The organism is Jeotgalicoccus aerolatus (assembly GCF_014635205.1).
In the GTDB taxonomy this organism is placed as follows: Bacteria; Bacillota; Bacilli; order Staphylococcales; family Salinicoccaceae; genus Jeotgalicoccus; species Jeotgalicoccus aerolatus.
On the sequence record NZ_BMCN01000002.1, the window covers coordinates 111,384 to 135,774 of the forward strand.

At 42.1% G+C, this 24,391-nt stretch carries 25 protein-coding genes; 6 read left to right on the top strand and 19 right to left on the bottom strand.

Annotated elements, in window-relative coordinates; genetic code table 11:
• Position 1 precedes the first annotated feature (1 nt).
• From IEU81_RS06735 to rpmH, 17 genes are all read right to left on the bottom strand, one after another.
• Positions 2-328, bottom strand: coding sequence for a PadR family transcriptional regulator (locus IEU81_RS06735; RefSeq protein ID WP_092597551.1), 327 nt, complete (start codon positions 326-328; stop codon positions 2-4).
• Between the two features lie 336 nt (positions 329-664).
• On the bottom strand, positions 665-1,354 hold the full coding sequence (modB, locus tag IEU81_RS06740) for a molybdate ABC transporter permease subunit (RefSeq protein WP_186089607.1): 690 nt from the start codon (positions 1,352-1,354) through the stop codon (positions 665-667).
• Positions 1,335-2,120: a molybdate ABC transporter substrate-binding protein gene (modA, locus tag IEU81_RS06745; RefSeq protein ID WP_186089605.1), complete on the bottom strand. Its 786-nt coding sequence runs from the start codon at positions 2,118-2,120 to the stop codon at positions 1,335-1,337. Before modA (IEU81_RS06745) ends, modB begins: the two co-directional genes overlap by 20 nt.
• Positions 2,121-2,235: 115 nt before the next feature.
• Entirely contained in the window at positions 2,236-3,132 is an 897-nt protein-coding gene (gene modA / locus IEU81_RS06750) for a molybdate ABC transporter substrate-binding protein (protein ID WP_186089604.1), read from the bottom strand.
• A 221-nt stretch (positions 3,133-3,353) separates the two neighbouring features.
• Complete coding sequence (gene ssb / locus IEU81_RS06755) at positions 3,354-3,854, bottom strand: single-stranded DNA-binding protein (protein WP_092597539.1); 501 nt, start codon at positions 3,852-3,854, stop codon at positions 3,354-3,356.
• A gap of 26 nt (positions 3,855-3,880) precedes the next feature.
• A complete protein-coding gene (rpsF, locus tag IEU81_RS06760) occupies positions 3,881-4,183 on the bottom strand; it encodes a 30S ribosomal protein S6 (protein ID WP_092597536.1) in 303 nt (100 codons plus the stop codon).
• Positions 4,184-4,379: 196 nt separating this feature from the next.
• Positions 4,380-5,480, bottom strand: a complete 1,101-nt coding sequence (gene ychF, locus IEU81_RS06765; protein ID WP_092597533.1) for a redox-regulated ATPase YchF — start codon at positions 5,478-5,480, stop codon at positions 4,380-4,382.
• Between the two features lie 13 nt (positions 5,481-5,493).
• Complete coding sequence (locus IEU81_RS06770; protein WP_092597530.1) at positions 5,494-5,682, bottom strand: DUF951 domain-containing protein; 189 nt, start codon at positions 5,680-5,682, stop codon at positions 5,494-5,496.
• 3 nt (positions 5,683-5,685) lie between these two features.
• Complete coding sequence (locus IEU81_RS06775; RefSeq protein ID WP_186089602.1) at positions 5,686-6,615, bottom strand: mechanosensitive ion channel family protein; 930 nt, start codon at positions 6,613-6,615, stop codon at positions 5,686-5,688.
• 18 nt (positions 6,616-6,633) lie between these two features.
• Positions 6,634-7,407 (bottom strand): ParB/RepB/Spo0J family partition protein, encoded by a 774-nt coding sequence (locus IEU81_RS06780; protein WP_092597524.1) that lies wholly within the window; start codon positions 7,405-7,407, stop codon positions 6,634-6,636.
• 98 nt (positions 7,408-7,505) lie between these two features.
• Positions 7,506-8,318 (bottom strand): ParB/RepB/Spo0J family partition protein, encoded by an 813-nt coding sequence (locus IEU81_RS06785; RefSeq protein ID WP_186089600.1) that lies wholly within the window; start codon positions 8,316-8,318, stop codon positions 7,506-7,508.
• A gap of 16 nt (positions 8,319-8,334) precedes the next feature.
• The gene (gene rsmG, locus IEU81_RS06790) at positions 8,335-9,048 is read right to left on the bottom strand and encodes a 16S rRNA (guanine(527)-N(7))-methyltransferase RsmG (RefSeq protein WP_092597518.1); all 714 of its coding nucleotides are present in this window, start codon (positions 9,046-9,048) and stop codon (positions 8,335-8,337) included.
• Positions 9,045-10,928, bottom strand: coding sequence for a tRNA uridine-5-carboxymethylaminomethyl(34) synthesis enzyme MnmG (mnmG, locus tag IEU81_RS06795; protein WP_092597515.1), 1,884 nt, complete (start codon positions 10,926-10,928; stop codon positions 9,045-9,047). Before mnmG ends, rsmG begins: the two co-directional genes overlap by 4 nt.
• 17 nt (positions 10,929-10,945) lie before the next feature.
• Positions 10,946-12,322: a tRNA uridine-5-carboxymethylaminomethyl(34) synthesis GTPase MnmE gene (mnmE, locus tag IEU81_RS06800; protein ID WP_186089599.1), complete on the bottom strand. Its 1,377-nt coding sequence runs from the start codon at positions 12,320-12,322 to the stop codon at positions 10,946-10,948.
• Positions 12,323-12,335: 13 nt separating this feature from the next.
• Positions 12,336-13,166 (bottom strand): RNA-binding cell elongation regulator Jag/EloR, encoded by an 831-nt coding sequence (gene jag / locus IEU81_RS06805; RefSeq protein ID WP_186089597.1) that lies wholly within the window; start codon positions 13,164-13,166, stop codon positions 12,336-12,338.
• A 15-nt stretch (positions 13,167-13,181) separates the two neighbouring features.
• Positions 13,182-13,517, bottom strand: coding sequence for a ribonuclease P protein component (gene rnpA, locus IEU81_RS06810; RefSeq protein ID WP_176760627.1), 336 nt, complete (start codon positions 13,515-13,517; stop codon positions 13,182-13,184).
• A gap of 115 nt (positions 13,518-13,632) precedes the next feature.
• On the bottom strand, positions 13,633-13,770 hold the full coding sequence (gene rpmH, locus IEU81_RS06815) for a 50S ribosomal protein L34 (protein WP_026859410.1): 138 nt from the start codon (positions 13,768-13,770) through the stop codon (positions 13,633-13,635).
• Positions 13,771-14,207: 437 nt separating this feature from the next.
• On the opposite strand from rpmH, the gene dnaA reads away from it, so the two are divergent.
• The 6 genes from dnaA (at position 14,208) to gyrA (ending at position 22,881) form a co-directional block, all read left to right on the top strand.
• Complete coding sequence (gene dnaA / locus IEU81_RS06820; protein WP_092597503.1) at positions 14,208-15,551, top strand: chromosomal replication initiator protein DnaA; 1,344 nt, start codon at positions 14,208-14,210, stop codon at positions 15,549-15,551.
• Between the two features lie 169 nt (positions 15,552-15,720).
• Positions 15,721-16,854 (top strand): DNA polymerase III subunit beta, encoded by a 1,134-nt coding sequence (gene dnaN, locus IEU81_RS06825; RefSeq protein WP_092597500.1) that lies wholly within the window; start codon positions 15,721-15,723, stop codon positions 16,852-16,854.
• 190 nt (positions 16,855-17,044) lie between these two features.
• Complete coding sequence (locus tag IEU81_RS06830; RefSeq protein ID WP_231957201.1) at positions 17,045-17,263, top strand: RNA-binding S4 domain-containing protein; 219 nt, start codon at positions 17,045-17,047, stop codon at positions 17,261-17,263.
• Positions 17,260-18,363: a DNA replication/repair protein RecF gene (gene recF / locus IEU81_RS06835; protein ID WP_092597494.1), complete on the top strand. Its 1,104-nt coding sequence runs from the start codon at positions 17,260-17,262 to the stop codon at positions 18,361-18,363. The genes IEU81_RS06830 and recF overlap by 4 nt, the downstream gene beginning before the upstream one ends.
• A gap of 14 nt (positions 18,364-18,377) precedes the next feature.
• The gene (gyrB, locus tag IEU81_RS06840; protein ID WP_092597491.1) at positions 18,378-20,297 is read left to right on the top strand and encodes a DNA topoisomerase (ATP-hydrolyzing) subunit B; all 1,920 of its coding nucleotides are present in this window, start codon (positions 18,378-18,380) and stop codon (positions 20,295-20,297) included.
• Positions 20,298-20,313: 16 nt separating this feature from the next.
• The gene (gene gyrA, locus IEU81_RS06845) at positions 20,314-22,881 is read left to right on the top strand and encodes a DNA gyrase subunit A (RefSeq protein WP_092597488.1); all 2,568 of its coding nucleotides are present in this window, start codon (positions 20,314-20,316) and stop codon (positions 22,879-22,881) included.
• 729 nt (positions 22,882-23,610) lie between these two features.
• Here the strand turns inward: gyrA and IEU81_RS06850 are convergent.
• Positions 23,611-23,820 (bottom strand): helix-turn-helix domain-containing protein, encoded by a 210-nt coding sequence (locus IEU81_RS06850; RefSeq protein WP_092597485.1) that lies wholly within the window; start codon positions 23,818-23,820, stop codon positions 23,611-23,613.
• On the bottom strand, positions 23,817-24,284 hold the full coding sequence (locus IEU81_RS06855; RefSeq protein ID WP_176760619.1) for a DUF2975 domain-containing protein: 468 nt from the start codon (positions 24,282-24,284) through the stop codon (positions 23,817-23,819). The genes IEU81_RS06850 and IEU81_RS06855 overlap by 4 nt, the downstream gene beginning before the upstream one ends.
• Between the last annotated feature and the right edge of the window lie 107 nt (positions 24,285-24,391).

A 24,391-nucleotide genomic window follows, 5' to 3' on the forward strand; every position in this document is an offset into this window, starting at 1 on the left:
TTTACTCACCCCTGACCAAGCTGTTCATGCCTGAGTTTAATTTTTCCCATTTATCTTTAAATATCTTCAATTCTTCTTTTCCGGCCTCACTGATAAAATAATATTTTCGCTTCGGTCCGCCGCTGTCTGACTTCACCATTCTCGTGTTAACGTATCCTTTTTTATTCAGACGGAGCAGCACAGGATAAATACTTCCTTCACTGATATCCGGAAATTGATGGTCTTCTAATTTTTTTGTGATTTCGTAACCGTAAGTTTCTCCCTGAGAAATGAGCCCCAGTATTGCACCATCCAGCAGTCCTTTCATAATCTGATCACTGACTGACATTTCCGGCCTCCCGCCTTAACTATCTGTTATAGAAAGATAGTTGGTGTTTTTATAAGACAGCCGTTAGTTTGACTATCTTGTAATGAAATATACTAGATGTGAAAGCTCCCGTCAACTATCTTACATAAAAAGATAGTGGTTTGATAAAAAATGGTTCTTTGCAAAGCTGCTGGTGAGGGGTTCAGTTTAAGTTTAGTTCGCGGAGGACAATGGCGGTTTCCCGTTGTGAATGAACTGTCCATCAAAGCTCAATTGCTCTGATTTTCATCAAAATATGCGCTCTCAACATAGAAATACCCCTAAAGTTGAACGCTGGAGTTCAACCTTAGGGGATATTTATTTCACTGATTTTGTCCGTACAAATAGCAGCATCACAAACGAGATAATGATGATTGTCACGACCCACAGCCAGGCCAGCGTCATATTGCCAGATTGCAGTGCGACATAGATTGCTGTCGGCAGTGTCTGCGTCCTTCCCGGAATATTCCCGGCAATCATCAAAGTGGCACCGAATTCTCCGATCGCTCTGGCAAAGCTCAAAATGGCACCTGTCATTAATGGTATTACCGACATCGGCAATGTAATTTTCATGAATACTTGAAAATTATTCGCCCCGTCAACTCTCGCTGCGTCTTCGATATCTTTATCGATACTTAAAAATCCAGTTTTCGCCGCCTGGTACATTAAAGGAAATGCGACGACCGTACTCGCCAGCACTGCCCCGTACCAAGTAAAAATAATCGAACTGCTGAACAGCCATTCCATCAATTCGCCGACAATGCTGTTATTGCCAAATATAACGATCAGAATAAAACCTACGACTGTCGGCGGCAAAACGATCGGCAGCATGATGATAGTTTCTAAAATAACTTTTCCTTTAAATTGTTTCTGCGTCATAAACTGTGCAGCCAGTGTACCGAAGATAAACGACAGTACTAGCGCAATCGCCGCTACTCTTAAGGACAGAAGAACCGGTGTCAAAAACTCCTCTGTCGTAATTCCGTAATTACTGAGCAGTGAATCCATATTCTTCAAATATGGCTAAAGCGTCTTCTGTCTGCAGAAATTCATAAAATGCCTCTGCTGCTTCAGCATTTTCAGATTCGTTTATCAGGCCGACAGGATACACTATCGGTGAGTGAGCGTCTTCCGGTGCCGTATCTGCCACTTCAACTGCATCACTCGTCAAGGCATCTGTTCTGTACACCAGTCCTGCATTAACTTCACCGCGTTCTGCGTATGTTAAAACAGCACGAACATCTTCTGCATAAACGAGTAATGGATCCAGTGTTTCTGCGATGCCCATTGTTTCAAAGGTTTCCATCGCATATTTCCCTGCGGGGACTGATTCCGGTGTCCCGACAGCAATTTGGTCTGCTTCAGTAATATTTTCAAATGAGTCTACTGTTTGATCGTCTTGTGGTGTCACCAGTACCAGTTCATTCATCAGCAGTGCTTTCGAGTGTTCTGTATCAATTTGCCCATTTTCAACCAGGACATCAAAGTCGCTTTGTGATGCAGAGAAGAACATATCTGCCGGTGCCCCCTGACTGATCTGCTGCTGCAGCGCACCAGAACCGCTGAAGTTAAAGTCTATTTGTATTTCGGGGTGTTCATCGTGAAACACATCTGCGGCTTCCTGAAGTGCATCAGTCAGACTTGCTGCTGCTGAAACAGTTACTGTCGTTGTTTCAGTCTCTGACGTCTCCCCGCTGCTGCATGCGCTGAGTCCTGCTGCAGTTAGTATAAGAATCATCACCATAGCAGCTTTCAGCTTATAACTGTTTTTCATTTGATTTTCTCCTTCACAAACAATGTTAATTTAATATTAGTCTTATCTTTTATAAAAGTAAATGAATGAAAAAAGGCAGAACCTTTCATAAGAAAGGTTCTGCCTGATACAGCAATTAAACAATGTAGCCATGGTTCGTATAGATTTCAAGTGCTTCTTCCGACTGTAAGAAATCGTAGAAAGCGCGTGCTGCGCTGCCGTCTTCAACACTGTGGGACAAGCCCAGTCCGTATACTAAAGGACTCAATATTGAACGCGGTGCACGTGAAATAATTTTTAAATCTTCATTATCCGATACATCTGTACGGAGCAGAAAACCTGCATCTGAATCTCCCTGAGTAATTTCTTCTACGACACTGTCGGTATTTTCAAGTGCCTGCATGCTCTCGGGATTCAGGTTTTTATCTTCTTCACCCTGAATCAGCTCTTCGGCATATGTACCGGACAGTGATTCTTCAGGATCTACGATTGCCAGTGACGTATCATCATTGCTGAAAATATCATTGTAAGTACTAATATCGTCATTGTCAGCATCTGTCACAAGAACCAATTCATTAATCAGCAAATACTTCGTCGCGAGCTGATTTAATATTCCCGCATCGACCAGCGAGTCATATCCATCATCATCGCTCGAAAAATAAATGTCCATATCCTGGTCGTTGCCTTCAATTAAATCTTCAGTCAGCGATGTCGTATGGCCATATTGAACATCGATTTTAATACCTTCGTTATTTTCTTCAAAGTGGACGATGAGCTCATTCATGACATCTTCGAGACTCTGCTCGGCAGTCACGTGGACGACTTCATCCTCCTCCGGCACCTGCGCTTCTTCAACAGTATCATCTGCCTCTTCTGAAGCATCTTCAGCTTCTTCTTTTGTACTGGTTTCAGTTTCGCGGGTTTCATCTGTTTCAGATTCATTATCAGAGGATTCGTCATTATTACTACAAGCTGCTAAAATCACGCACAGCGATAGTAAAAGTGCCCATCCAAGGACATTTTTTCTAATCATTGCGATTTCGCTCCTACTTAAAAAATTGTATATAGTTCATTATAAACACTATAAATCGAAAACGACACCTAAATATAATTATAAAAACGATAAAAATTGCTTATGTATTTATGATTCTCTTTAAAAATAAAAACCTGAGATACAGTATCTCAGGTTTTCACACACATTTCACACACATTAATAAAACACACGATAACAAAGTTTGGATTGTTATATTTTATTTAGAATGGTAGATCATCATCACTGATGTCTACTGGACCTTTAGAGTTAGCAAAAGGATTTTCCTCTGCGTTATTATCTTGACGCTGCTGGCTGCGGCCAGTTGACTGGTTGCCGCCGTACGCATTTTGATAAGAGTCAGCAGAGTTATAATCATTATTGCTTTGAGATTGATTACCGCTGCCTTTAGGCTCTAAGAACTGAACGCTTTCACACACAACTTCAGTTACATATACTCTTTGCCCGTCTTTATTCTCGTAGTTACGAGTTTGAATTCTGCCATCAATACCCACTAAGCTGCCTTTTTTAACGTACTGGTTAACGTTTTCTGCCTGTTTGCGGAAAACGACACAGTTGATAAAATCAGCGCCTCTCTCACCATTCTGGCTAGTGAAAGGACGGTTTACAGCTAAGTTAAAAGTAGCGACAGCAACATTGTTTTGACTGACTCTAAGTTCAGGGTCTCTTGTTAAGCGACCAACTAAAACTACACGGTTTAGCATGTAATCAACTCCACTCAATATTTAACTTATTTTTTTTCTTCAGCTTGTTCGTCACGAACAACGATATGACGGATAATGTCATTGTTGATCTTCGCTAAGCGGTCAAATTCATCAGACGCGGCACTGTCACCGTTAAACTTGATGATTTGGTAGTATCCATCTTTGAAATCTTCGATTTCGTAAGCCAGACGGCGTTTACCCCACTCTTTAGATTCGACGATTTCCGCACCATTGTTAGTAAGAATTTCATCAAAACGTTTAACTAACGCTGATTTAGCTTCTTCTTCAATATCCGGACGGATAACATATAAAATTTCATATGATCTCATCTTCTGCACCTCCTTATGGTCTTTGCGGCCGAAAACACTCGCTTTCAGCAAGGAATAATTTTCATTACTCACAATCAGGTATTATAGCAATAAAAACGGCATTTTACAATAGATTCGCGATATTTAACTTTTAAATTTTTTAAGCAGGTCAAAAAAATACGAAATCCCGAAGTAGGGATTCCGCATTATTTAGTATTTATACGTTAAATCTGAAGTGAACAACGTCGCCGTCTTTCATAATGTATTCTTTACCTTCCAGACGGACTTTCCCTGCTTCTTTTGCTTTCGCTTCACTGCCGGCTTCGACGAGATCGTCGTAGCCGACTGTTTCCGCACGGATAAATCCTTTTTGGAAGTCGGTATGAATAATTCCCGCACATTCCGGAGCAGTCATCCCTTTTTTAAATGTCCATGCTCTGACTTCCTGCACACCTGCAGTGAAGTAAGTCGCCAGACCGAGCAAATCGTAAGATGCTCTGACAAGTTTGTCGAGGCCGGATTCTTCCAAGCCCAGTTCCTCTAAGAACATTTCTTTTTCATCGTCATCTAGCACTGCGATTTCTTCTTCAACTTTTGCAGAAATAACGATAACTTCAGATCCTTCTTCTTCAGCATATTTTTTAATTGCTGCTAAATGCGCGTTGTCTTCTAGTGATGATAAGTCATCCTCGGAAACGTTCGCCACATATAAGGCCGGTTTTTGAGTCAGCAGGTGGAAGTGTTTGACCGATTTAATTTCTTCTTCTGAAAAATCGAGTGAACGCACAGGTTTTCCAGCTTCCAAACCTTCTTTGATTTTCGTTAAAATTTTCGCTTCAGCCATGGCATCTTTATCTTTTTGTTTCGCCATTTTTTCTACTTTCGGCAAACGCTTGTCGACACTTTCAAGATCGGCAAAAATTAATTCCATATTGATGACTTCAATGTCATCAAGGGGATCGACTTTACCTGAAACGTGAGTGACATTCTCGTCATTGAATGCACGGACAACCTGACAGATTGCATCCACTTCACGGATGTTTGCCAGGAATTTGTTACCGAGTCCCTCGCCTTTAGATGCACCCTTTACAATTCCTGCAATATCCGTAAATTCAAATGCTGTCGGCACAGTTTTTTTCGGTTCGACCATTTGTGTCAGGATATTTAATCTCTCATCCGGCACTTCTACGATTCCGACGTTTGGATCGATTGTTGCGAAAGGGTAGTTGGCAGCAAGTGCACCCGCTTTTGTTATTGCGTTAAAAAGTGTTGATTTACCGACGTTCGGCAAACCGACTATTCCTGCAGTTAAAGACATTTTAGTTGCTCCTTTAGTTTAAAATTACTTTTTTGAGACGTTTATCAAAGTCGCGGCGCGGCATCATTATCGTCCGGTCGCAATTCGTACATCTGATTTTTATATCCGCACCCATCCGGACAATTTGAAAATTGTTCGTTCCGCAGGGGTGCGGTTTTTTCATTTCAACAATGTTATTTAAATCATATCTCTTTTCCGTCATCACTTACACCTCGGCATCTGTTTGATCGAAATCACTAATATCCATCGTTGGTACAGATACAAATACACCTTGAGATTCTAAGTACTGTTTCAAGCGTTTACGCGTTCTTCTGGCTGCACCGAAGTGTTCCATCGGCTGAGCGGTCAGCATAATGCGGATCGTCGCTTCACCCTGCTGGATATCCTGAACACCGAGTATTGCCGGCTGCTCTACCAGCACTTCTTCTTCACGCCAATGATTTTCAAAATACTTATCGATCGTTGATTCCACTTGATCCAGATCTTCCTGAATAGAGAAATTCATATCTAAAAATGCGATTGAATTATAACGTGAAAAGTTAACCACTTCGTTAATCGTACCGTTTGGAATCATGTACAATTCGCCTTCGTAACCCTGAATGCGTGATGAACGCAATCCTAATGATAACATTTCACCTTCTGCAACAGTAGTCCCCGATGTATTGACTCTGACAAAATCACCTTTATCAAATTGATTTTCCAAGATGATAAAGAATCCGGTGATCATATCTTTCACTAAGCTCTGTGCACCAAAACCTATAGCCAGACCGACAACACCGGCCCCGGCTAACAGTGTAGCAACCGGAATATTGAATGATTCAAGCACTGCCACGACAACGAAGAACCAGATAAATATCGTGACCCCGTTCTGCAGTACATTAATCAGCGTCTGATTACGTTTATCCGAACCTTTCAGACGGGATTTTGATTTATATTTAAAGAAATTATCTATTAAGCGGTTGGCTATTTTTGTCAGAATATAACCTGCGATTAACAGAATAACTGATACAAGGACGCTCGTCCCGATATTGATCCATAGCTCAGGAGAAGTCAGTTCCTGATAGATCTCCTCGAAAAATGTCAGGTCAAGCGGTTCTTCTGTATTTGCTGTGTTAAATAGAGTTAAAAACTTCATACATCCAAGCCTCTTTCTTTATTTTTTCTGAAGCATCGCCAAAATTCTTTTGAATTCTTCTTCCGATGTAAACTCCAGCTGTATCAATCCTTTATTTTTCACTTTTTTTATTTCTACATTTGTACCGTAATGTTCTTTCAGCTGATTTTCGTAGCCCTGTAAAAATTTAAGCTTTTTACTCGTTTTTCTAATTTTTTTCTTCTTATCGAAAGTCTTCACATAGGCTTCAAGCGCCCGCACACTCATATGTTTAGCAATCGCCTCACTGGCCACCTGCTCCATCAGTACAGGATCTCTTAAGGATAATAGTGTCCGCCCATGCGCACTGCTCAACTTGTCCTGATTCATTGCAGATTTAACAGCTGCCGGCAAGTTTAACAGACGGAGCATATTAGCAATATACGATCTTGATTTACCGAGACGCTGAGACAGCCCATCCTGAGTCAGACCCGCTGTATTCATCAGCTGTTTATAACTCTCCGCTTCCTCCAGCGCACTTAAATCTTCACGCTGCAGATTTTCTATAATCGCAAGCTCCATCATTTCCTTATCAGACATATCGGTAATGATGGCAGGAATTGCAGCGAGCCCTGCTTTCTTGCTCGCCCTCAGTCTCCGTTCACCAGCGACCAGTGTGTAGCCTTTAACTGCCTTTCTGACAGTAATCGGCTGCATAACACCGTGAGTTAGAATACTGTGTTTTAAATCTTCCAGTTTATCCTCATCGAAAGTCTGCCTCGGCTGATATGGGTTTTTGCGTATTTCTTTAATTGGCAGTTCTACAATTTCCACCGCGCTTCACCGACTTTGCATAGTTAAAATACAGTTCAATTATAACAAGAAGCGTACTGTTTGTAAGTTAAAAAAGCACCCGTACAAAAGTACGGGCACTATTTATATATACGTATCGTTACTTCGTGCATATCATCGGTTTCCGATGATTCCATTTTTACTTCTATGCCTTTGTCCCGAAGTTTTTTAAGATCCCGCTCAAAGTCATTCAGCATGAAGGTCACATCGTCATTAAAATTAATCTGCTCCATCCGAACCTTCTGCCGGTTCTTTACAGCGAGCTCAGTCTCTTTAACGGTCAAGTTATCCTTAACGATATTTTTCAGCACGTCGCATTGGGTATCGTTATCCAGTATAAGCAGTGCCCGCGCGTGTCTTTCAGTAATATCATCGTTTTCGAGCGCCGTTATAACGTCGTTAGATAATTTTAAAAGCCTTAATTTATTAGCGATAAACGATTGGCTTTTCCCGATGCTTTCAGCAAGATTTTTTTGCGTAATATCATCCATCTGCAGCAGCTGCTTGTACGCTCTTGCCTCTTCGATACTGGATAAATTCTCCCGCTGTATATTTTCGATCAGTGCAATGGCTGCAGACTCCTGATCGGTTAAATATTTAACAATGGCCTGGGTATCTTCATATCCTAAATGTTTCAACGCTCTGAATCTGCGCTCACCGGCAATAATTTCATACATGCCTTCTTCAATCGGACGCAGTGTAATCGGCTGCAGCAGTCCGTGCGCTTTGATGGAATGTGCGAGTTCCTCAATACGCTGATGATTAAATACTGTCCGCGGCTGATACTGGTTCGGCACGATGTGCTCTACGGGTACAGTGACTAAAGAGTCGTCATCAGAACGCGTTTCACTTTTATCTATTAGATTAAATAATTTTGAAAATGGCTTTTTCACACATTCCACCACCCTTTTATTTTAATGGGGATTTGTTAGGCGTACCCGGTTTACGCGGATACTTCTTAGGTGTCTTACGTATTTTATCGATCATCATAATATAACGGTCACTGTCTTCCTGCGGCAATGACAGCTTATGAACTTCTGACAGTTTTCCGCCAAGCAGCTCGAGAGCAAATTTACTTTCATCGAGCTCTTCCTGTGCTTTTTTACCTTTCATAACGATAAACTGTCCCCCTGTACGAACGAGCGGCAAGCACAGTTCCGATAAGACATTCAGCTGGGCAACGGCACGTGCTGTGACGACATCAAACATATGTCTCGCCTGATGCTGGCCAAACGTCTCTGCTCTGTCGTGTACCAGATGAATTTTAGTTAATCCAAGCACAGCCGTTAATTCATTTAAAAAGTTAATACGTTTATTCAGTGAATCAACGATTGTAATTTTTAAATCCGGACGGATAATTTTCATTGGAATACTCGGAAATCCTGCACCTGCACCGACATCGCAGAGACTTGCATTCTCTTCAATGTCAGCATAGAACAGCGGTGTAATCGAGTCGTAAAAGTGTTTCAAATACACTTCTTCGAGTTCGGTTACTGCAGTCAGGTTAATTTTTTCATTCCACTCGACAAGCTTAGTGTAATAAAGTTTGAATTGTCCAATCTGATCAACAGTCAGCTCAATTCCTTTTTCTTTCAGTGCATTTATAAATTCTGTTTCGTTCATGATCCTACCCTTTTCACACTACCTTGTTCGATATAGACTAAGAGAATGGAAATATCCGCAGGATTTACTCCGGAAATACGGGATGCCTGTGCGATGTTCAGCGGCTTCACTTCTTTTAGTTTCATGCGCGCTTCTGTCGCGATAGAATTCACTGCATCGTAATCGATGTTTTCAGGAATTTTCTTATCTTCCATACGCTTCATCTTATCGACTTGCTGTAATGATTTTTTAATATAACCATCGTATTTAATTTGAACTTCAGCCTGCTCATACTCATCCTGCTTCAGCGTAATCTCTTCGCCGAGAATTTCCATAATAGAGGTATAATCCATTTCTGGACGTCTCAGCAGATCAGCTGCCAGTATACCGTCTTTTAAGGCTGTACCGCCGCGTTCTGCAACGATTTTTTGAGTATGTTCATTCGGTTTAATACGTACTGTGTTCAGGCGGTCCAGTTCCGCTTCAATATTTGCTTTTTTCTGGTTGAATCGTTCAAAACGCTCATCGCTGATCAGTTTCTGCTCATGGCCGATTTCAGTCAGACGAAGATCTGCATTATCGTGACGGAGCAGCAATCTGTGTTCCGCACGGGACGTTAAGAGACGGTAAGGTTCATTTGTACCTTTAGTCACCAGATCATCGATTAAAACACCTATATAAGCATCTGTACGGCTTAGAATCAGTTCTTCTTCACCAAGTAAATTATTCGCAGCGTTAATGCCTGCGATTAACCCTTGTCCTGCCGCTTCTTCATAACCGCTCGTACCGTTAATTTGTCCAGCAGTGTAAAGATTTTTAATTTTTTTAGTTTCCAGTGTCGGCCACAGCTGAGTCGGTACCAGTGCATCGTACTCGATGGCATAGCCTGCACGCATCATGCGTGCATTTTCAAGTCCGGGTATGCTCGTTACCATTTCACGCTGTACGTTTTCCGGCATACTTGTCGATAGCCCCTGCACATAGACTTCTTTTGTATTGCGGCCTTCCGGCTCTAAGAAAATCTGGTGGCGGGGTTTATCGTTAAAACGAACGATTTTGTCTTCAATTGATGGACAATATCTCGGACCCGTACCTTGGACGACACCTGAATACATCGCTGATAAATGAAGATTTGCCGTAATAATTTCGTGTGTATCCTGCGACGTATAAGTCAGCCAGCATGGCAGCTGGTCCATAATAAATTCTGTCGTATCGAAGCTGAAAGCGCGAGGAACATCGTCGCCGGGCTGAATTTCAGTTTTCGTATAATCGATAGAATCTGCATTGACGCGCGGCGGTGTTCCAGTTTTGAAACGGATAATTTCAAAGCCTAAATCCTTCAGCTGATCTGCCAGTGCAAGCGATGGAATCTGATGATTCGGTCCACTTGAATATTTAAGATCGCCGAGAATAATTTCTCCGCGTAAAAATGTCCCTGTCGTAATAATGACAGCATCCGCATCGTAGACAGAACCGATATTCGTTTTAACACCGCGAACGACATCGTCTTCAATAATAATTTCGTCAACCAGCCCCTGAAGAATATCTAAATTCGGTTCATCTTCAAGTACTGATTTCATTTCCTGCTGGTAAAGCACTTTATCTGCCTGTGCACGCAGTGCACGGACTGCTGGTCCTTTACCTGTGTTAAGCATCCGCATCTGGATGTGAGTTTTGTCTATCACTTTTGCCATTTGGCCGCCGAGTGCATCTATTTCACGTACGACGATTCCTTTTGCCGGTCCTCCGACAGAAGGATTACACGGCATAAATGCAATGTTATCCAGATTGATTGTCAGCATTAGCGTTTTTAATCCTTTGCGGCTCGCTGCAAGTCCCGCTTCGACACCAGCGTGACCTGCGCCGATAACGATGACATCATATTTAATATTGCCGGTCATTATTTAACCTCCTGTATTTACTTCCCTAGACAGAATTGACTAAAGAGTTTATCTATTAATTGTTCCGATACATCTTCACCGATAACTTCACCGAGCAGCTCCCAAGTTTTAATGAGATCAATTTGGACAATATCTACCGGGACATCCATTTCCGCTGAAGAAATGGCATCTTCGATAGATGTTTTTGCCTGCTCGAGTAAATTGATATGACGGTTATTCGATACATAAGTCGAATCCGTCGATGACAGGCTGCCGTCGAAAAACATTTTTTGAATTTCATTTTCGAGTGCATCGACACCCTGGTCATTAATAATGGACGTTTTAATCAACGGTATTTTAAAATGCTCTTCCAGATATTTAATATCCAGTTTATTATCAAGATCGAGCTTATTCACAATACCGATTACTTTTTTATCATCTGCTGAGTTTAACAGCTCTATATCTTCAGGTGTTAATTCATCATTGTTGTTCATCACATATAAAATCAGTTCTGCACCTTTCAGCGCCTCTCTTGAACGTTCTACACCGATTTTTTCTACGATATCATCCGTTTCTCTGATCCCTGCCGTATCGACAAGTTTTAACGGGATGCCGTTGACGTTGACATATTCTTCTAAAATGTCGCGCGTAGTACCGGCAACATCAGTGACAATCGCCTTATTATCCTGAATCAGATAATTTAACAGCGAACTTTTGCCGACGTTCGGCTTACCGACGATGACCGTGCTCAGACCTTCGCGTAAAATACGGCCTTCAGTACTTGATTTTAATAATGCCTCAATATCCTGAAGGACTGATTTAGCCTCTGTCAGCAGTAAAGCTGTCGTCGCTTCTTCGACGTCATCGTATTCCGGATAATCGATATTCACTTCGACTTGAGCCAGTATATTTAAAATACTCTGACGCAATGATTCAATATATGTTTTTAAGCGCCCCTGCACTTGCTGGTTGGCAACTTTTGATGCTTCGTTTGTTTTCGCACGGATAAAATCCATCACCGCTTCAGCCTGTGACAAGTCCACCCGTCCATTTAAAAAGGCGCGTTTCGTAAATTCACCGGGTTCTGCCATTCTGGCACCGTTGTTTAATGTCAGCTGCAGCACACGGTTGACTGTATGAATACCGCCGTGGCAATTAATCTCTACAATATCTTCTCTCGTGTAGGTCTTCGGTGCACGCATTAAAGCCACCATCACTTCTTCCACCGTTTCACCTGACTTCGGATCGACAATGTGTCCGTAATTAATGGTGTGCGAATCTGTTTCAGCTAACTTTTTCGCTCCTTTATACAGACGGTCTGCAATTTCAATCGCATCTTCACCTGATAAACGAACGATTGCAATCGCTCCTTCACCAACCGGTGTGGAGATGCTTGATATCGTTTCAAATTGCATTTTAAAAACTCCTTTATTTCTTAATAATCACAACGCGGCGATTCGGTTCCCGTCCTTCGGAATACGTTTCTATATCCTTCATTCTGCTGAGCACATGATGCATGATTTTACGTTCAAACGACGGCATCGGCTCCATTTTTACCGGTTCTTCGGTCCGCAATGCTTTTTTCGACATGTTAACTGCAAGATTCTCCAGTGTTTCCCGGCGTTTCGCACGGTAATCTTCCACATCTAAAAATACTGAGCCATAGCTCTTATATATCGTATTAAAATAATTTTGCGCCAGCTCTTGCAGCGCATTCAAAGTCTGTCCGCGTTTGCCGATAATTTTCGCTGCAAGTTCTGCATGAAATTCAATTGTCACCTGATTATCTTTAATGCTGGTCACTGTCTCATTCGGAATATTCATTTCATGCACGATTCTGGAAACATACTGTGCCGTTTCTTCAGCTGCACTGTTGATCGGCGATTCGTTAATCATTTCTTCGTCGTCAGTACGCACTTCATCAACAGATATTTCGACACTTTCTTCTTCAGGAACGTCTTCCTCAGGAATTTCAGGCTGAACAGCTTCTTCAGTTTCACTTGTTATATCCTCTGTCGCTGTTTTCGGACTTGCTGCCTGATTCTTCTCTTCTATTAATGCTTCGATAGAACCATACGTTTTCAGTTCGGGGTTGATCACCGTCAATTTCACTTCTGCATCGCGTTTGCCGAATCCTAAAAAACCGCTGCTGCCGCTGTCAGTCACTTCAATCTTAATATCATCTTCTGTGACACCAAGCTCATTCAAACCTTTGGCAACTGCATCATCTACTGTCTTTTCAGTATAAATTCTGTACATAATACTACCTCCGTATTATTTAATACATTTTGCGATTCTTAAGACATGCAATAATGATTTCTCCATCTCATGATAGTCCATATCTTTGACGGGATTTCTTGCGATAACCACATACTCGCGCGGTTTCAATTCTGTTTTATGAAGCTGATAAAAAGCGCGGATGCGCCGTTTGATCTGATTTCTTTTTACCGCATTGCCGAGACGTTTAGATACGCTGATGCCAAGTCTCAAGTGAGGGACTTCAGCATTGTCTTTCAAATAGACAACAAACTGCCTGTTGGCAAACGATTTACCTCGTTTAAAAATGAGTTTAAAATCTTTTTCTTTTTTAATTCTATATCGCTTTTTCATCATTATTACGCTCTTTCATATCTATGATTAATTATTATACTAAAAAGCACCTGTTTTATAAAACATCCGACATTGGCGCAAAAAAAAAGATCATCTTCGTCAGATGATCTAAGTGTTATGCAGAAAGAACTTTTCTTCCTTTTCTTCTACGACGGGCAAGCACTTTGCGGCCGTTTTTAGTACTCATTCTCTCACGGAAACCGTGTACTTTTGCACGTTTACGTTTATTTGGCTGATAGGTACGTTTTACCATTAATTACACCTCCGTTTAAATATATATCTCTGTCTTTTATCTTCTCTTAGAATTGCAACTACTAAAGAATACCAAAAACACGCAGTCTTTTCAACTTTTTATTTAAGATTCCTTCTATGAATGATTCATGGATTCATAATAAAATGTGGATAACTTTAAGAGGCAGATGAGTTATCAACAGCTTAAAAATCGGTTTTCCCACAGTTTCACATGCTGTAGACAAAGATTTTGTGGAAAACTGTTAATTCTGTGCATAACTCTTAAAACTATTGATATACAAGATAAAATTAGTTATAATTCAAGGCATATCGTTGTGGATAAGTCAGGAATAGATTATAGTTATCCACAAAATGTGCATAACCTGTGGGTAAATTTTCTACACCTGTGCAAATCAGTTATCCACAGGCTGTTATTTGTGAATAAGAAAGGAATATTTTATGAGCAGTTTAAATAGTATTTGGGAAAATGTGCTGGAAAATATCAGTGAAAACATTCCCACCGTCAGTTTTCAAACCTGGTTCAAAGATACAAAACTGATCGATTTAAACAGCAGCAGTGCTGTCGTAAAAGCGGATAATGAATTCCAAAAAGGCTGGTTATCCGAAAAATATTTAACTTTAATTGAAACGAGCATCTACAGTGCGATCGGCGAAAATGTCTCAGTTAAAATCGTCTTTGAAGGCGAACAGCTGGACGAGACTCATGCTGCCGAGGAAAAGTCAGCTGAAAAATCCGATAATGTTCAAATGAATATACCAGTGAAACATGCTCTAAATGAACAGCATACATTTGATACGTTCGTTATCGGCAACGGCAACCGCTTCTCTCATGCCGCTTCACTCGCTGTTGCAGAAGCTCCGGCCAAAGCCTATAACCCGCTCTTTATATACGGCGGCGTCGGGCTCGGCAAAACCCACTTGATGCATGCGATTGGCAACTACGTGCTTGAACACCGTCCGAACGCTAAAGTCGTTTATTTATCGAGTGAAAAATTTACTAATGAATTTATCAACTCAATTCGAGATAACAAAACAGAACAGTTCCGTAACAAGTACCGCAATGTCGATGTACTGTTAATTGATGATATTCAATTTCTTGCCGGTAAAGAGTCGACCCAGGAAGAATTCTTCCATACTTTCAACTCCCTGCATGAAAACGGCAAGCAGATCGTTATCTCGAGCGACCGGACACCAAAAGAAATTCCAACGCTCGAAGACCGCCTGCGCTCGCGTTTTGAATGGGGTCTAATGACGGACGTTACACCGCCCGATTTAGAAACAAGAATTGCGATACTGCGTAAAAAATGCGAAGAAGAAAATGTAGAGATTCCAAACGAAGCAATGATCTATATTGCGAACCACATTCACACCAATATTCGTGAACTGGAAGGTGCATTAACGCGCGTTGCCGCCTATGCCAAAATTTCCAACCAGCCGATGACACCGGAAGTGGTCTCCGAAGCCTTAAAAGACTTAGTCGTAGCGACGAAATCAAAACGCATGACGATTCAGGATATTCAAGAAGCTGTCAGCGAATATTACGGTATTCATATCGATGAACTCGCATCTAAGAAGCGGACGAAATCCATCGCCTTTCCGAGACACGTTGCAATGTACTTGTCGCGTGAGCTGACGGATAACTCGCTGCCTAAGATCGGTGAAGTATTCGGCGGCCGGGATCACACTACAGTGATTCACGCACACGAGAAAATATCAAAACTCGTGTCGGAAGACGAATTGTTCAGAGATGAACTGAAGGAAATCGAGAAAAAGCTGAATTAAAAAATAATGTGAATACTGTGGATAAATGTTACACTGTAGTCAACACTTTGTGCACATGTGGATAACTTTATGAGTATGGCTTCAGCCCAGTTTTCCACATATCCACAGGACCTACTATTATTACTATTATTTTATATACTATATATCTATTAATAAGGAGTACGTACTTATGAAAATCAGTATTAAAAGACAATATTTTATCGAACAGTTAAATCATTGTTTAAAAGCTATTTCACCAAGAACAACTTTACCAATTTTAAGCGGGATAAAAATCGATGTCTCAGATGATCAAATGGTACTTACTGGCAGCGACTCAGAAATATCTATTGAAATTACAATTCCAACTGAAATTGATAACGAAGAAATTCTCGAAATTGAAGAACCTGGATCAGTCGTTTTAACTGGCCGTTTCTTCGTCGATATTATTAAAAAACTTTCCGGTGATTTTGTAGATTTAGAAACAGCTGATAACTTCCAGACTAAAATCACCGCAGGAAAATCAGAATTTAACTTAAGCGGTAATGATTCTAATCAGTATCCGCTGCTGCCTGAAGTTAATAATGCAGACAGCCTGGTACTGTCATCTGCTGTTTTAAAAACGATTATTAACCAGACAAACTTTGCAGTATCACTATCTGAAACCCGTCCGGTGTTAACAGGTGTAAACTGGAATTTTAACGAAGACAATATTTCATTTACAGCAACAGACTCTCACCGTCTGGCTTTAAGAAAATTATTGGATAAATCATTCAATACTGATCTTTCAAATGCAATTATTCCAGGTAAATCACTATCCGAACTCAGCAAGATTTTAACGGATTCTGAAGAAGATGTTGAAATTAACCTGTCTCAAAACCAGGTGCTCTTTACTTACGGCAATATGCGCTTTATCTCCCGTCTGCTTGAAGGAAATTATCCGGATACATCCCGTTTGTTCCCTGAAAACTACGAAACTAAAGTGAGTGTAAACAATTCAGAGTTCTACCATGCAATCGACCGTGTGTCACTGCTGGCACGTGAAGGCGGCAACAATGTAATCCGCATGACTGTGGAAAACAGCAAAGTCGAATTGACATCGAACTCTCCGGAAGTCGGAACAGTAAACGAAGACATTAATGCATCAGCTGTTGAAGGTGAAGGAATTAAGATTTCATTCAACTCAAAATACATGATGGAAGCGCTCCGTGCGATCCAGGATGAAGAAGTGACTATCGAATTCTTCGGTACGATGAGACCATTCACTATTACACCGAGCGAGTCTTCAGAAGTCGTTCAGCTGATTTTACCGATCAGAACATATTAAACTTCAAACTAATATTTGAGACCATGCCTTTTTTTGATAAAAAACGGGCCTCTGGTCTCTTTTTTTGTTTATCGGTAGGTAAAAGCCTTTTTACCCATAAATCGCTCTAATCGCTTTATTTGCCCTTAAATAATGAAAATATATGAAAAATGTAGTATAATGAATGAGTATGTAATAGGAGGTTATGTCTATGGAAACGATTCATTTGGATGGCATGATAACACTCGGTAAATTTTTAAAATATAAAAATATTATCGGCACCGGCGGCGAAGCGAAATGGTTCTTAAGCGAACATGAAGTGTTCTTAAACGGTGAAGCCGAAAACCGCCGCGGCAAAAAACTGTACGACGGTGATGAGCTGATCATTAAAGATGTCGGCGAATATAAATTTAAGATTCCGGTGCAATGATACTTAACGATATTAAACTGACTAATTTTAGGAATTACGATTCATTATCTTTATCATTTCATCCTAAACTGAATATTTTTATCGGGCATAATGCTCAAGGTAAAACCAACCTGCTCGAGGCAATATACTTTTTATCTCTGGCTAAAAGTCACAGGACTTCTAAAGATAAGGAACTGATTCAATTCGACAGTGAAGAGGCTTATATTAACGGCTCTATCACGACTCAAAATAGTACGCTGCCGCTGTCGATCAGCGTGTCAAAAAGCGGCAAGCGGGCTAAAGTGAACCATCTCGAGTCGGCAAAGCTGTCTCAGTATATCGGTCATTTAAATACCGTACTTTTTGCACCTGAAGATTTGAATATCGTTAAAGGTTCTCCTCAGGTCAGACGGAAATTTATCAATATGGAGTGCGGTCAAATATCAAAAATATATTTGAACCAGCTGTCCAGCTACAACAAAGTCCTTGCCCAGAAAAATCAGTATTTAAAATCCAGAAATGTCGATTCAATTATGATCGAAGTTCTAAACGAACAGCTTGCAGAGCATGCAAGTTTAATTATTTTAAAACGCGAACAGTTTATCTCAGCAATTGAGCGTCACGCGTCTAAAATTCATGGAGATATTTCAAATGGCAGGGAAACGCTGAAAGTCATTTACAAGCCTAATATTAAATATCAGAGCAGTGAACCGAAAGCATTGAAAGAAGAGATCACCGCTCTATTAGCAGAAAACTTAAGTAAAGAAATCGAACGCGGCACGTCACTAGTCGGGCCGCATCGGGATGATATCGGTTTTACGATTAATGATTTTGACGTTCAAACATACGGTTCCCAAGGCCAGCAGCGCTCGACTGCACTGTCGGTAAAACTTGCGGAACTCGAATTAATTCATGAAGAAGTCGGTGAATATCCAGTACTTCTTCTGGACGATGTTCTCAGCGAACTCGATGAAGTCAGACAGGCACATTTACTAACATCTATCAGAAATCGTGTACAGACATTCGTTACGACGACGTCAATCAGCGATATCAACCACCGGATTATGGATGATATGCAGCTGTTTGAAATAGAAAACGGCAAAATCAAAATCGATGAATAACGGAAGGTGAAAACATGGCTGAACAAAATATGGATCAATACGGCGCGAGCCAGATACAGGTATTAGAAGGTCTGGAAGCGGTCAGAAAAAGACCGGGAATGTACATCGGTTCAACATCATCACGCGGACTGCACCATCTCGTGTGGGAAATTATCGATAACAGTATTGACGAAGCACTGGCAGGATATGCTTCTGAGATTAACGTGACTATAGAAGAAGACAACTGGATTAAAGTAACGGATAACGGCCGCGGTATTCCAGTCGATATTCAAGAGAAGATGGGACGTCCGGCAGTTGAAGTTATTCTAACTGTGCTGCATGCCGGCGGTAAATTTGACGGCGGCAGCTATAAAGTATCAGGCGGTCTGCACGGTGTGGGTTCATCAGTGGTTAACGCACTGAGTTCAACGCTTGAAGTGTACGTCCACAAAGACGGAAAAGTACATTATCAAAGCTATACACGCGGTGTGCCTGATGCAGACTTAAAAGTAATCGATGATACGGATAAAACAGGAACTGTTATCCGCTTTAAAGCAGACAGCGAGATTTTTACAGAAACGACTGTTTATGAAGTTGAGATTCTGCAAAAACGGATTAAAGAACTCGCTTTCTTAAATAAAGGACTCGAGATTAATTTAATCGATGAACGCGGCGAGGAAACTGTTGAATTTAAATACCACTATGAAGGCGGAATTAAGTCTTACATTGCGGAGTTAAATAAAACAAAAGAAGCCCTGCATGAAGAAATTATTTATATGGACGAAGCTAAAGATGACATCGAAGTTGAAATTGCCATGCAGTACAATCTCGGTTATACATCGACTCTCTTAACTTATGCTAATAATATTTATACACATGAAGGCGGCACGCACGAAGACGGCTTTAAACGTGCACTGACAAAAGTGATTAATAATTATGCGACCAAACAGAATCTGATTAAATCGACGGAAGAACGTTTATCCGGTGAAGACGTCAGGGAAGGTTTGACCGCTATCGTCTCAATCAAACACACAGATCCTCAGTTCGAAGGCCAGACGAAGACGAAACTCGGTAACTCCGAAGCTCGTACAATTACGGACCAGCTCTTCTCTGCCGGTTTTGAAAGATTCTTAATGGAGAACCCTCAAACGGCTCGAGTCATTGTGGATAAAGGGATCACAGCTCAGCACGCCCGCGTTGCTGCTAAAAAAGCACGTGAAATGACACGCCGCAAATCTGCACTCGAAGTATCGAGTCTGCCTGGTAAACTTGCGGACTGCTCGAGTAAAGATCCAGCGAAGAGTGAACTCTTTATCGTTGAGGGTGACTCTGCCGGCGGTTCGGCAAAATCAGGACGCAACTCTAAAATACAAGCAATTTTACCCTTAAGAGGTAAAATTCTGAACGTTGAAAAAGCGCGCCTCGACCGGATTCTCGGCAACAACGAGATCCGTTCTATGGTTACAGCACTCGGCAGCGGTATCGGCGAAGAGTTCGATATTACAAAAGCACGCTACCACAAAATTGTGATTATGACCGATGCGGATGTCGACGGTGCACATATCAGAACCTTGCTGTTAACGTTCTTCTACCGCTTTATGAGACCGTTAATCGAACACGGCTATGTATATGTCGCCCAGCCGCCGCTTTATAAAATTGAGCAGGGTAAGAAAAAACATTACGTCTACGATGATGAAGCACTTGATGTGCTTCGGAGCACCTTGCCTGAAACACCGAAAATTTCAATGTCGAGATATAAGGGTCTCGGTGAGATGAATGCGGATCAGCTTTGGGAAACGACGATGGATCCGGAACACAGAAATCTGCTGCAGGTTCAGCTGGATGATGCGATTGAAGCGGATCAGACCTTTGAAATGCTGATGGGTGATGTCGTAGAGCACAGACGTAACTTTATCGAAGAAAATGCGAGATACGTTGAGAATCTCGACGTTTAAAAAGGAGATTTAATTTATGGCGGACCATGATGAACAATTTCAGAAAATAAATATTACGAAAACGATGCGCAGCTCGTTTTTAAGCTATGCCATGAGTGTTATCGTATCTCGTGCATTGCCTGACGTCAGAGATGGAATGAAACCCGTTCACCGCAGAATTTTATACGGTATGCACGATAACGGGATGACTTCTGACAAACCATTTAAAAAATCAGCGCGTATCGTCGGGGACGTTATGGGTAAATATCACCCCCACGGGGACTCCTCGATATATGACGCAATGGTGCGTATGGCTCAGGACTTCAGTTACCGCTACCCGCTAGTGCACGGCCAGGGGAACTTTGGTTCCATGGATGGCGACGGTGCCGCAGCGATGCGTTATACAGAAGCTAAAATGAGCAAAATTTCGATGGAACTGATGCGCGATATTAATAAAGATACGGTCGATTTCCAGCCGAACTACGACGAGAACGAAAGAGAACCTTCAGTGCTGCCGGCACGCTTCCCTAACCTTCTCGTCAACGGTACGAGCGGGATAGCAGTGGGTATGGCAACAAATATACCGCCGCACAACCTGACCGAAGTGATCAATGCGGTACTGGAACTTGCGGACAATCCAAATGTGACGACATCAGATTTGATGGAACACGTTACCGGACCGGACTTCCCGACTGCCGGTTTAATTATCGGCAAGAGCGGTATTAAACGCGCTTATGAAACAGGACACGGTTCTGTCATTATGCGTGCCCGCTGTGAAGTTGAAATCATGAAGAGCGGCAAGGAACGTATTGTTATTTCAGAAATTCCTTACCAGGTTAATAAAGCGCGTCTCGTTGAGAAAATTGCGGAATTAGTACGCGATAAAAAAATCGAAGGTATTACAGATTTACGCGATGAAACAAGCTTAAAAGAAGGCGTCAGAATCATTGTGGAAATCCGCAAGGATAAAAATGCCAATGTCATTCTGAATAACTTATATAAACAAACGCCGCTGCAGACATCATTTGGTGTGAATATGCTGGCGCTTGTTAACGGTGAGCCGAAAGTACTCGGCTTAAAAGAAGTGCTTTATCATTATTTAGAACACCAGAAAGTCGTTGTGACCCGCCGGACGAAGTATGAATTAAAACGTGCTGAAGACCGCGCGCACATTTTAGAAGGATTGCTGATTGCACTCGATCATATCGATGAAATCATTAAAACAATCCGCGCATCTGATACGGATGAAGAAGCGAAAAACAGCCTGATGAGCGAGTTTGACTTGTCTGAACGCCAGGCTCAAGCCATTCTCGATATGAGACTGCGCCGTTTAACAGGACTGGAACGCGGTAAAATCCAAGCTGAATATGATGAGATTCTGAAAAACATCGAATATCTGAAGAGTATTCTAAACGATGATGCTAAACTGCTTGAAGTCATCAAAGAAGAACTAATCGATATCCGTGAACGATTTGGAGACGACCGCCGAACTGAAATTACGCTCGGCAGCATTTCTGATATCGAAGACGAAGACCTCATTCCGAGAGAACAGATCGTTGTGACTTTAAGCCATAACAACTACATCAAACGCCTGCCGGCATCGACATACCGTGCACAACACCGCGGCGGACGCGGAATTCAAGGTATGAACACAATCGATGACGACTTTGTCAGCCAGATTGTGACGATGAGCACGCACGATTACATTCTGTTCTTTACAAACACAGGGCGCGTATACCGTCTGAAAGGTTACGAAATACCTGAACTGTCACGCCAGTCTAAAGGACTGCCGATTGTTAACCTGATTGAAATCGGAAAAGAAGAAAAAATCAGTACGATGATCAGCGTGAAAGATAAAGAAGAAACAGAAGGCTACCAGTTATTATTTGCAACGAAAAACGGTCTGGCTAAACGTACACCGCTCGACGACTTTAAGCAAATTAATAAAAACGGTAAAATTGCCATCAGCTTCAGAGGCGAAGACGAACTTCTCGGTGTGCGTCTCACAGACGGCTCTAAAGAAGTCATTCTCGGTACACGTGAAGGATCGCTGGTACGCTTTGAAGAAGAACAGGTCAGAAGCATGGGCCGTACCGCAGCAGGAGTTCGCGGTATTAAACTGAGAGGCGACGACGAAGTAGTCGGCGTAGACGTGCTCGATCCCGGCCAGCACGTATTGATTGTTACCGATAAAGGATACGGCAAGCTGACACCAGAAGACGAATACCGCTCAATTAAACGCGGCGGCTTCGGTGTGAAAACAGCTAATCTAACAGATAAAAACGGTAAACTGGTGTTTATCGCGTCAGTTGACCGTGATGAAGACATGATGATCGTTACCGATAAAGGTGTAATTATTCGCCTGACTATCGATGCAATTTCCATTACGAGCCGCAATACTCAAGGCGTTCGACTGATTCGCTTAGACGAAGAGCAGGACGTGGCGACAGTAGCCGTAGTGAAAAATGAAATTGCCGAAAAAGAACTGACAGAAGACGGTTCTGAACAGGCAGAAGAAACACTGGAAGCAGAAGACAGTCTGGAAACAGAAACTGATGAAGTAGAAGACGATCTAAATCCTGAAACAGAATCAGAAGAAGAATAAAGAAAAAGGAACCCGCCCTTCACGCGAATCTTGAGAAAAGATTTGTGGAGGGGCGGTTTTTTTGATTATTTGAGTGGAATTATGGGTTGTGATTGGTGAATCCGGGGGCAATCGGGTGATTCGCCCGCATGAGTGGGTGACAAGCGGCCGCAATCGGGTGATCGACCGCATGAGCGAGTGACAAGCGGCCACAATCGGGTTATCGTCCGCATGAGCGAGTGACAAGCGGCCGCAAGCAGATTATCGTCCGCATGAGCGGTTCACAAGCGGCCGCAACTAGATTATCGCCCGCATGAGCGGTTCACAAGCGGGCGCAATCGGGTTATCGCCCGCATGAGCGAATCACACGCGGCCGCAACTAGATTATCGTCCGCATGAGCGAATCACACGCGGCCGCAACTAGATTATCGTCCGCATGAGCGAATCACACGCGGCCGCAACTAGACTATCGTCCGCATGAGCGGTTCACAAGCGGCCGCAATCGGGTTATCGTCCGCATGAGCGAGTCACACGCGGCCACAAGCAGATTATCGTCCGCATGAGCGAGTGACAAGCGGCCACAAGCAGATTATCGTCCGCATGAGCGGTTCACAAGCGGCCGCAATCGGGTTATCGCCCGCATGAGCGGTTCACAAGCGGCCGCAATCGGGTTATCGCCCGCATGAGCGAATCACAAGCGGCCGCAAGCAACCGCCCCGCCCCAATCCTCCAATCCACCCAATCCCCTGCTTAATCTTTCCTGTACTCCAATATATCTCCGGGCTGGCAGTCCAGCACCTCGCATATTTTCTCCAGTGTTGAGAAGCGGACGGCTCTCGCTTTATTGTTTTTCAATATCGAGAGGTTTGCCATCGTCACGCCGACTTCATTGGCGAGTTCGGTCATGCTCATTTTTCGTTTGGCCAGCATTACATCAAGATTTACTAAAATTTTTGTCATATTGTCAGCTCATTTTCTTCTTTGATTGACACGGCTTTACTGAGTATTTCTCTCAGCACAGCGACGAGTACATAAATTGAAAAGGGAATGAAGACAAATCCCGCACCGATTAAAACGAATCCGGGTGCGTCATCCAGCTGCCCGACGGTAAAGAAAAACGGCATAATACCGATTGTTGCGACAGCAATTGCCAGAGTAAGTCTCTGAATATGTTTCATAATTTTTAAAGTTTGTACGGAAAAAATTTCATTCGTATCGATTAATTTTAAAAGTCTGTTTAAAGAAAATACGATCATCAAACCTAAAATGACATCGATCCAAACGATTCCGACGGCGATATAAATAACGAGTAATACTTCTTGTTCCGAAGTGAACAGCTGAATGCCCATTAAAACTCCAAACAGTAACATTATGGCAGCGATTATCAGCAGCGTCAGACGGAGGACTATAGTTTTTTTAATCATCATTTTTCCTGCTTTCAAATTTTATAAATTAAAAGTATCACCATTCACATTTATAAACAATAAATATATATTGTTTATCGATAAAAACCAGCGCTCCGGTCTGCTTG

What these genes read in the sequence shown, in the direction of transcription:
- IEU81_RS06735 (WP_092597551.1), bottom strand. Translation starts at nt 328, where the DNA reads ATGTCAGTCAGTGATCAGATTATGAAAGGACTGCTGGATGGTGCAATA.
- modB (WP_186089607.1), bottom strand. Translation starts at nt 1,354, where the DNA reads ATGGATTCACTGCTCAGTAATTACGGAATTACGACAGAGGAGTTTTTG.
- modA (WP_186089605.1), bottom strand. Translation starts at nt 2,120, where the DNA reads ATGAAAAACAGTTATAAGCTGAAAGCTGCTATGGTGATGATTCTTATA.
- modA (WP_186089604.1), bottom strand. Translation starts at nt 3,132, where the DNA reads ATGATTAGAAAAAATGTCCTTGGATGGGCACTTTTACTATCGCTGTGC.
- ssb (WP_092597539.1), bottom strand. Translation starts at nt 3,854, where the DNA reads ATGCTAAACCGTGTAGTTTTAGTTGGTCGCTTAACAAGAGACCCTGAA.
- rpsF (WP_092597536.1), bottom strand. Translation starts at nt 4,183, where the DNA reads ATGAGATCATATGAAATTTTATATGTTATCCGTCCGGATATTGAAGAA.
- ychF (WP_092597533.1), bottom strand. Translation starts at nt 5,480, where the DNA reads ATGTCTTTAACTGCAGGAATAGTCGGTTTGCCGAACGTCGGTAAATCA.
- IEU81_RS06770 (WP_092597530.1), bottom strand. Translation starts at nt 5,682, where the DNA reads ATGACGGAAAAGAGATATGATTTAAATAACATTGTTGAAATGAAAAAA.
- IEU81_RS06775 (WP_186089602.1), bottom strand. Translation starts at nt 6,615, where the DNA reads ATGAAGTTTTTAACTCTATTTAACACAGCAAATACAGAAGAACCGCTT.
- rsmG (WP_092597518.1), bottom strand. Translation starts at nt 9,048, where the DNA reads ATGAACGAAACAGAATTTATAAATGCACTGAAAGAAAAAGGAATTGAG.
- mnmG (WP_092597515.1), bottom strand. Translation starts at nt 10,928, where the DNA reads ATGACCGGCAATATTAAATATGATGTCATCGTTATCGGCGCAGGTCAC.
- mnmE (WP_186089599.1), bottom strand. Translation starts at nt 12,322, where the DNA reads ATGCAATTTGAAACGATATCAAGCATCTCCACACCGGTTGGTGAAGGA.
- jag (WP_186089597.1), bottom strand. Translation starts at nt 13,166, where the DNA reads ATGTACAGAATTTATACTGAAAAGACAGTAGATGATGCAGTTGCCAAA.
- rnpA (WP_176760627.1), bottom strand. Translation starts at nt 13,517, where the DNA reads ATGAAAAAGCGATATAGAATTAAAAAAGAAAAAGATTTTAAACTCATT.
- rpmH (WP_026859410.1), bottom strand. Translation starts at nt 13,770, where the DNA reads ATGGTAAAACGTACCTATCAGCCAAATAAACGTAAACGTGCAAAAGTA.
- dnaA (WP_092597503.1), top strand. Translation starts at nt 14,208, where the DNA reads ATGAGCAGTTTAAATAGTATTTGGGAAAATGTGCTGGAAAATATCAGT.
- dnaN (WP_092597500.1), top strand. Translation starts at nt 15,721, where the DNA reads ATGAAAATCAGTATTAAAAGACAATATTTTATCGAACAGTTAAATCAT.
- IEU81_RS06830 (WP_231957201.1), top strand. Translation starts at nt 17,045, where the DNA reads ATGGAAACGATTCATTTGGATGGCATGATAACACTCGGTAAATTTTTA.
- recF (WP_092597494.1), top strand. Translation starts at nt 17,260, where the DNA reads ATGATACTTAACGATATTAAACTGACTAATTTTAGGAATTACGATTCA.
- gyrB (WP_092597491.1), top strand. Translation starts at nt 18,378, where the DNA reads ATGGCTGAACAAAATATGGATCAATACGGCGCGAGCCAGATACAGGTA.
- gyrA (WP_092597488.1), top strand. Translation starts at nt 20,314, where the DNA reads ATGGCGGACCATGATGAACAATTTCAGAAAATAAATATTACGAAAACG.
- IEU81_RS06850 (WP_092597485.1), bottom strand. Translation starts at nt 23,820, where the DNA reads ATGACAAAAATTTTAGTAAATCTTGATGTAATGCTGGCCAAACGAAAA.
- IEU81_RS06855 (WP_176760619.1), bottom strand. Translation starts at nt 24,284, where the DNA reads ATGATTAAAAAAACTATAGTCCTCCGTCTGACGCTGCTGATAATCGCT.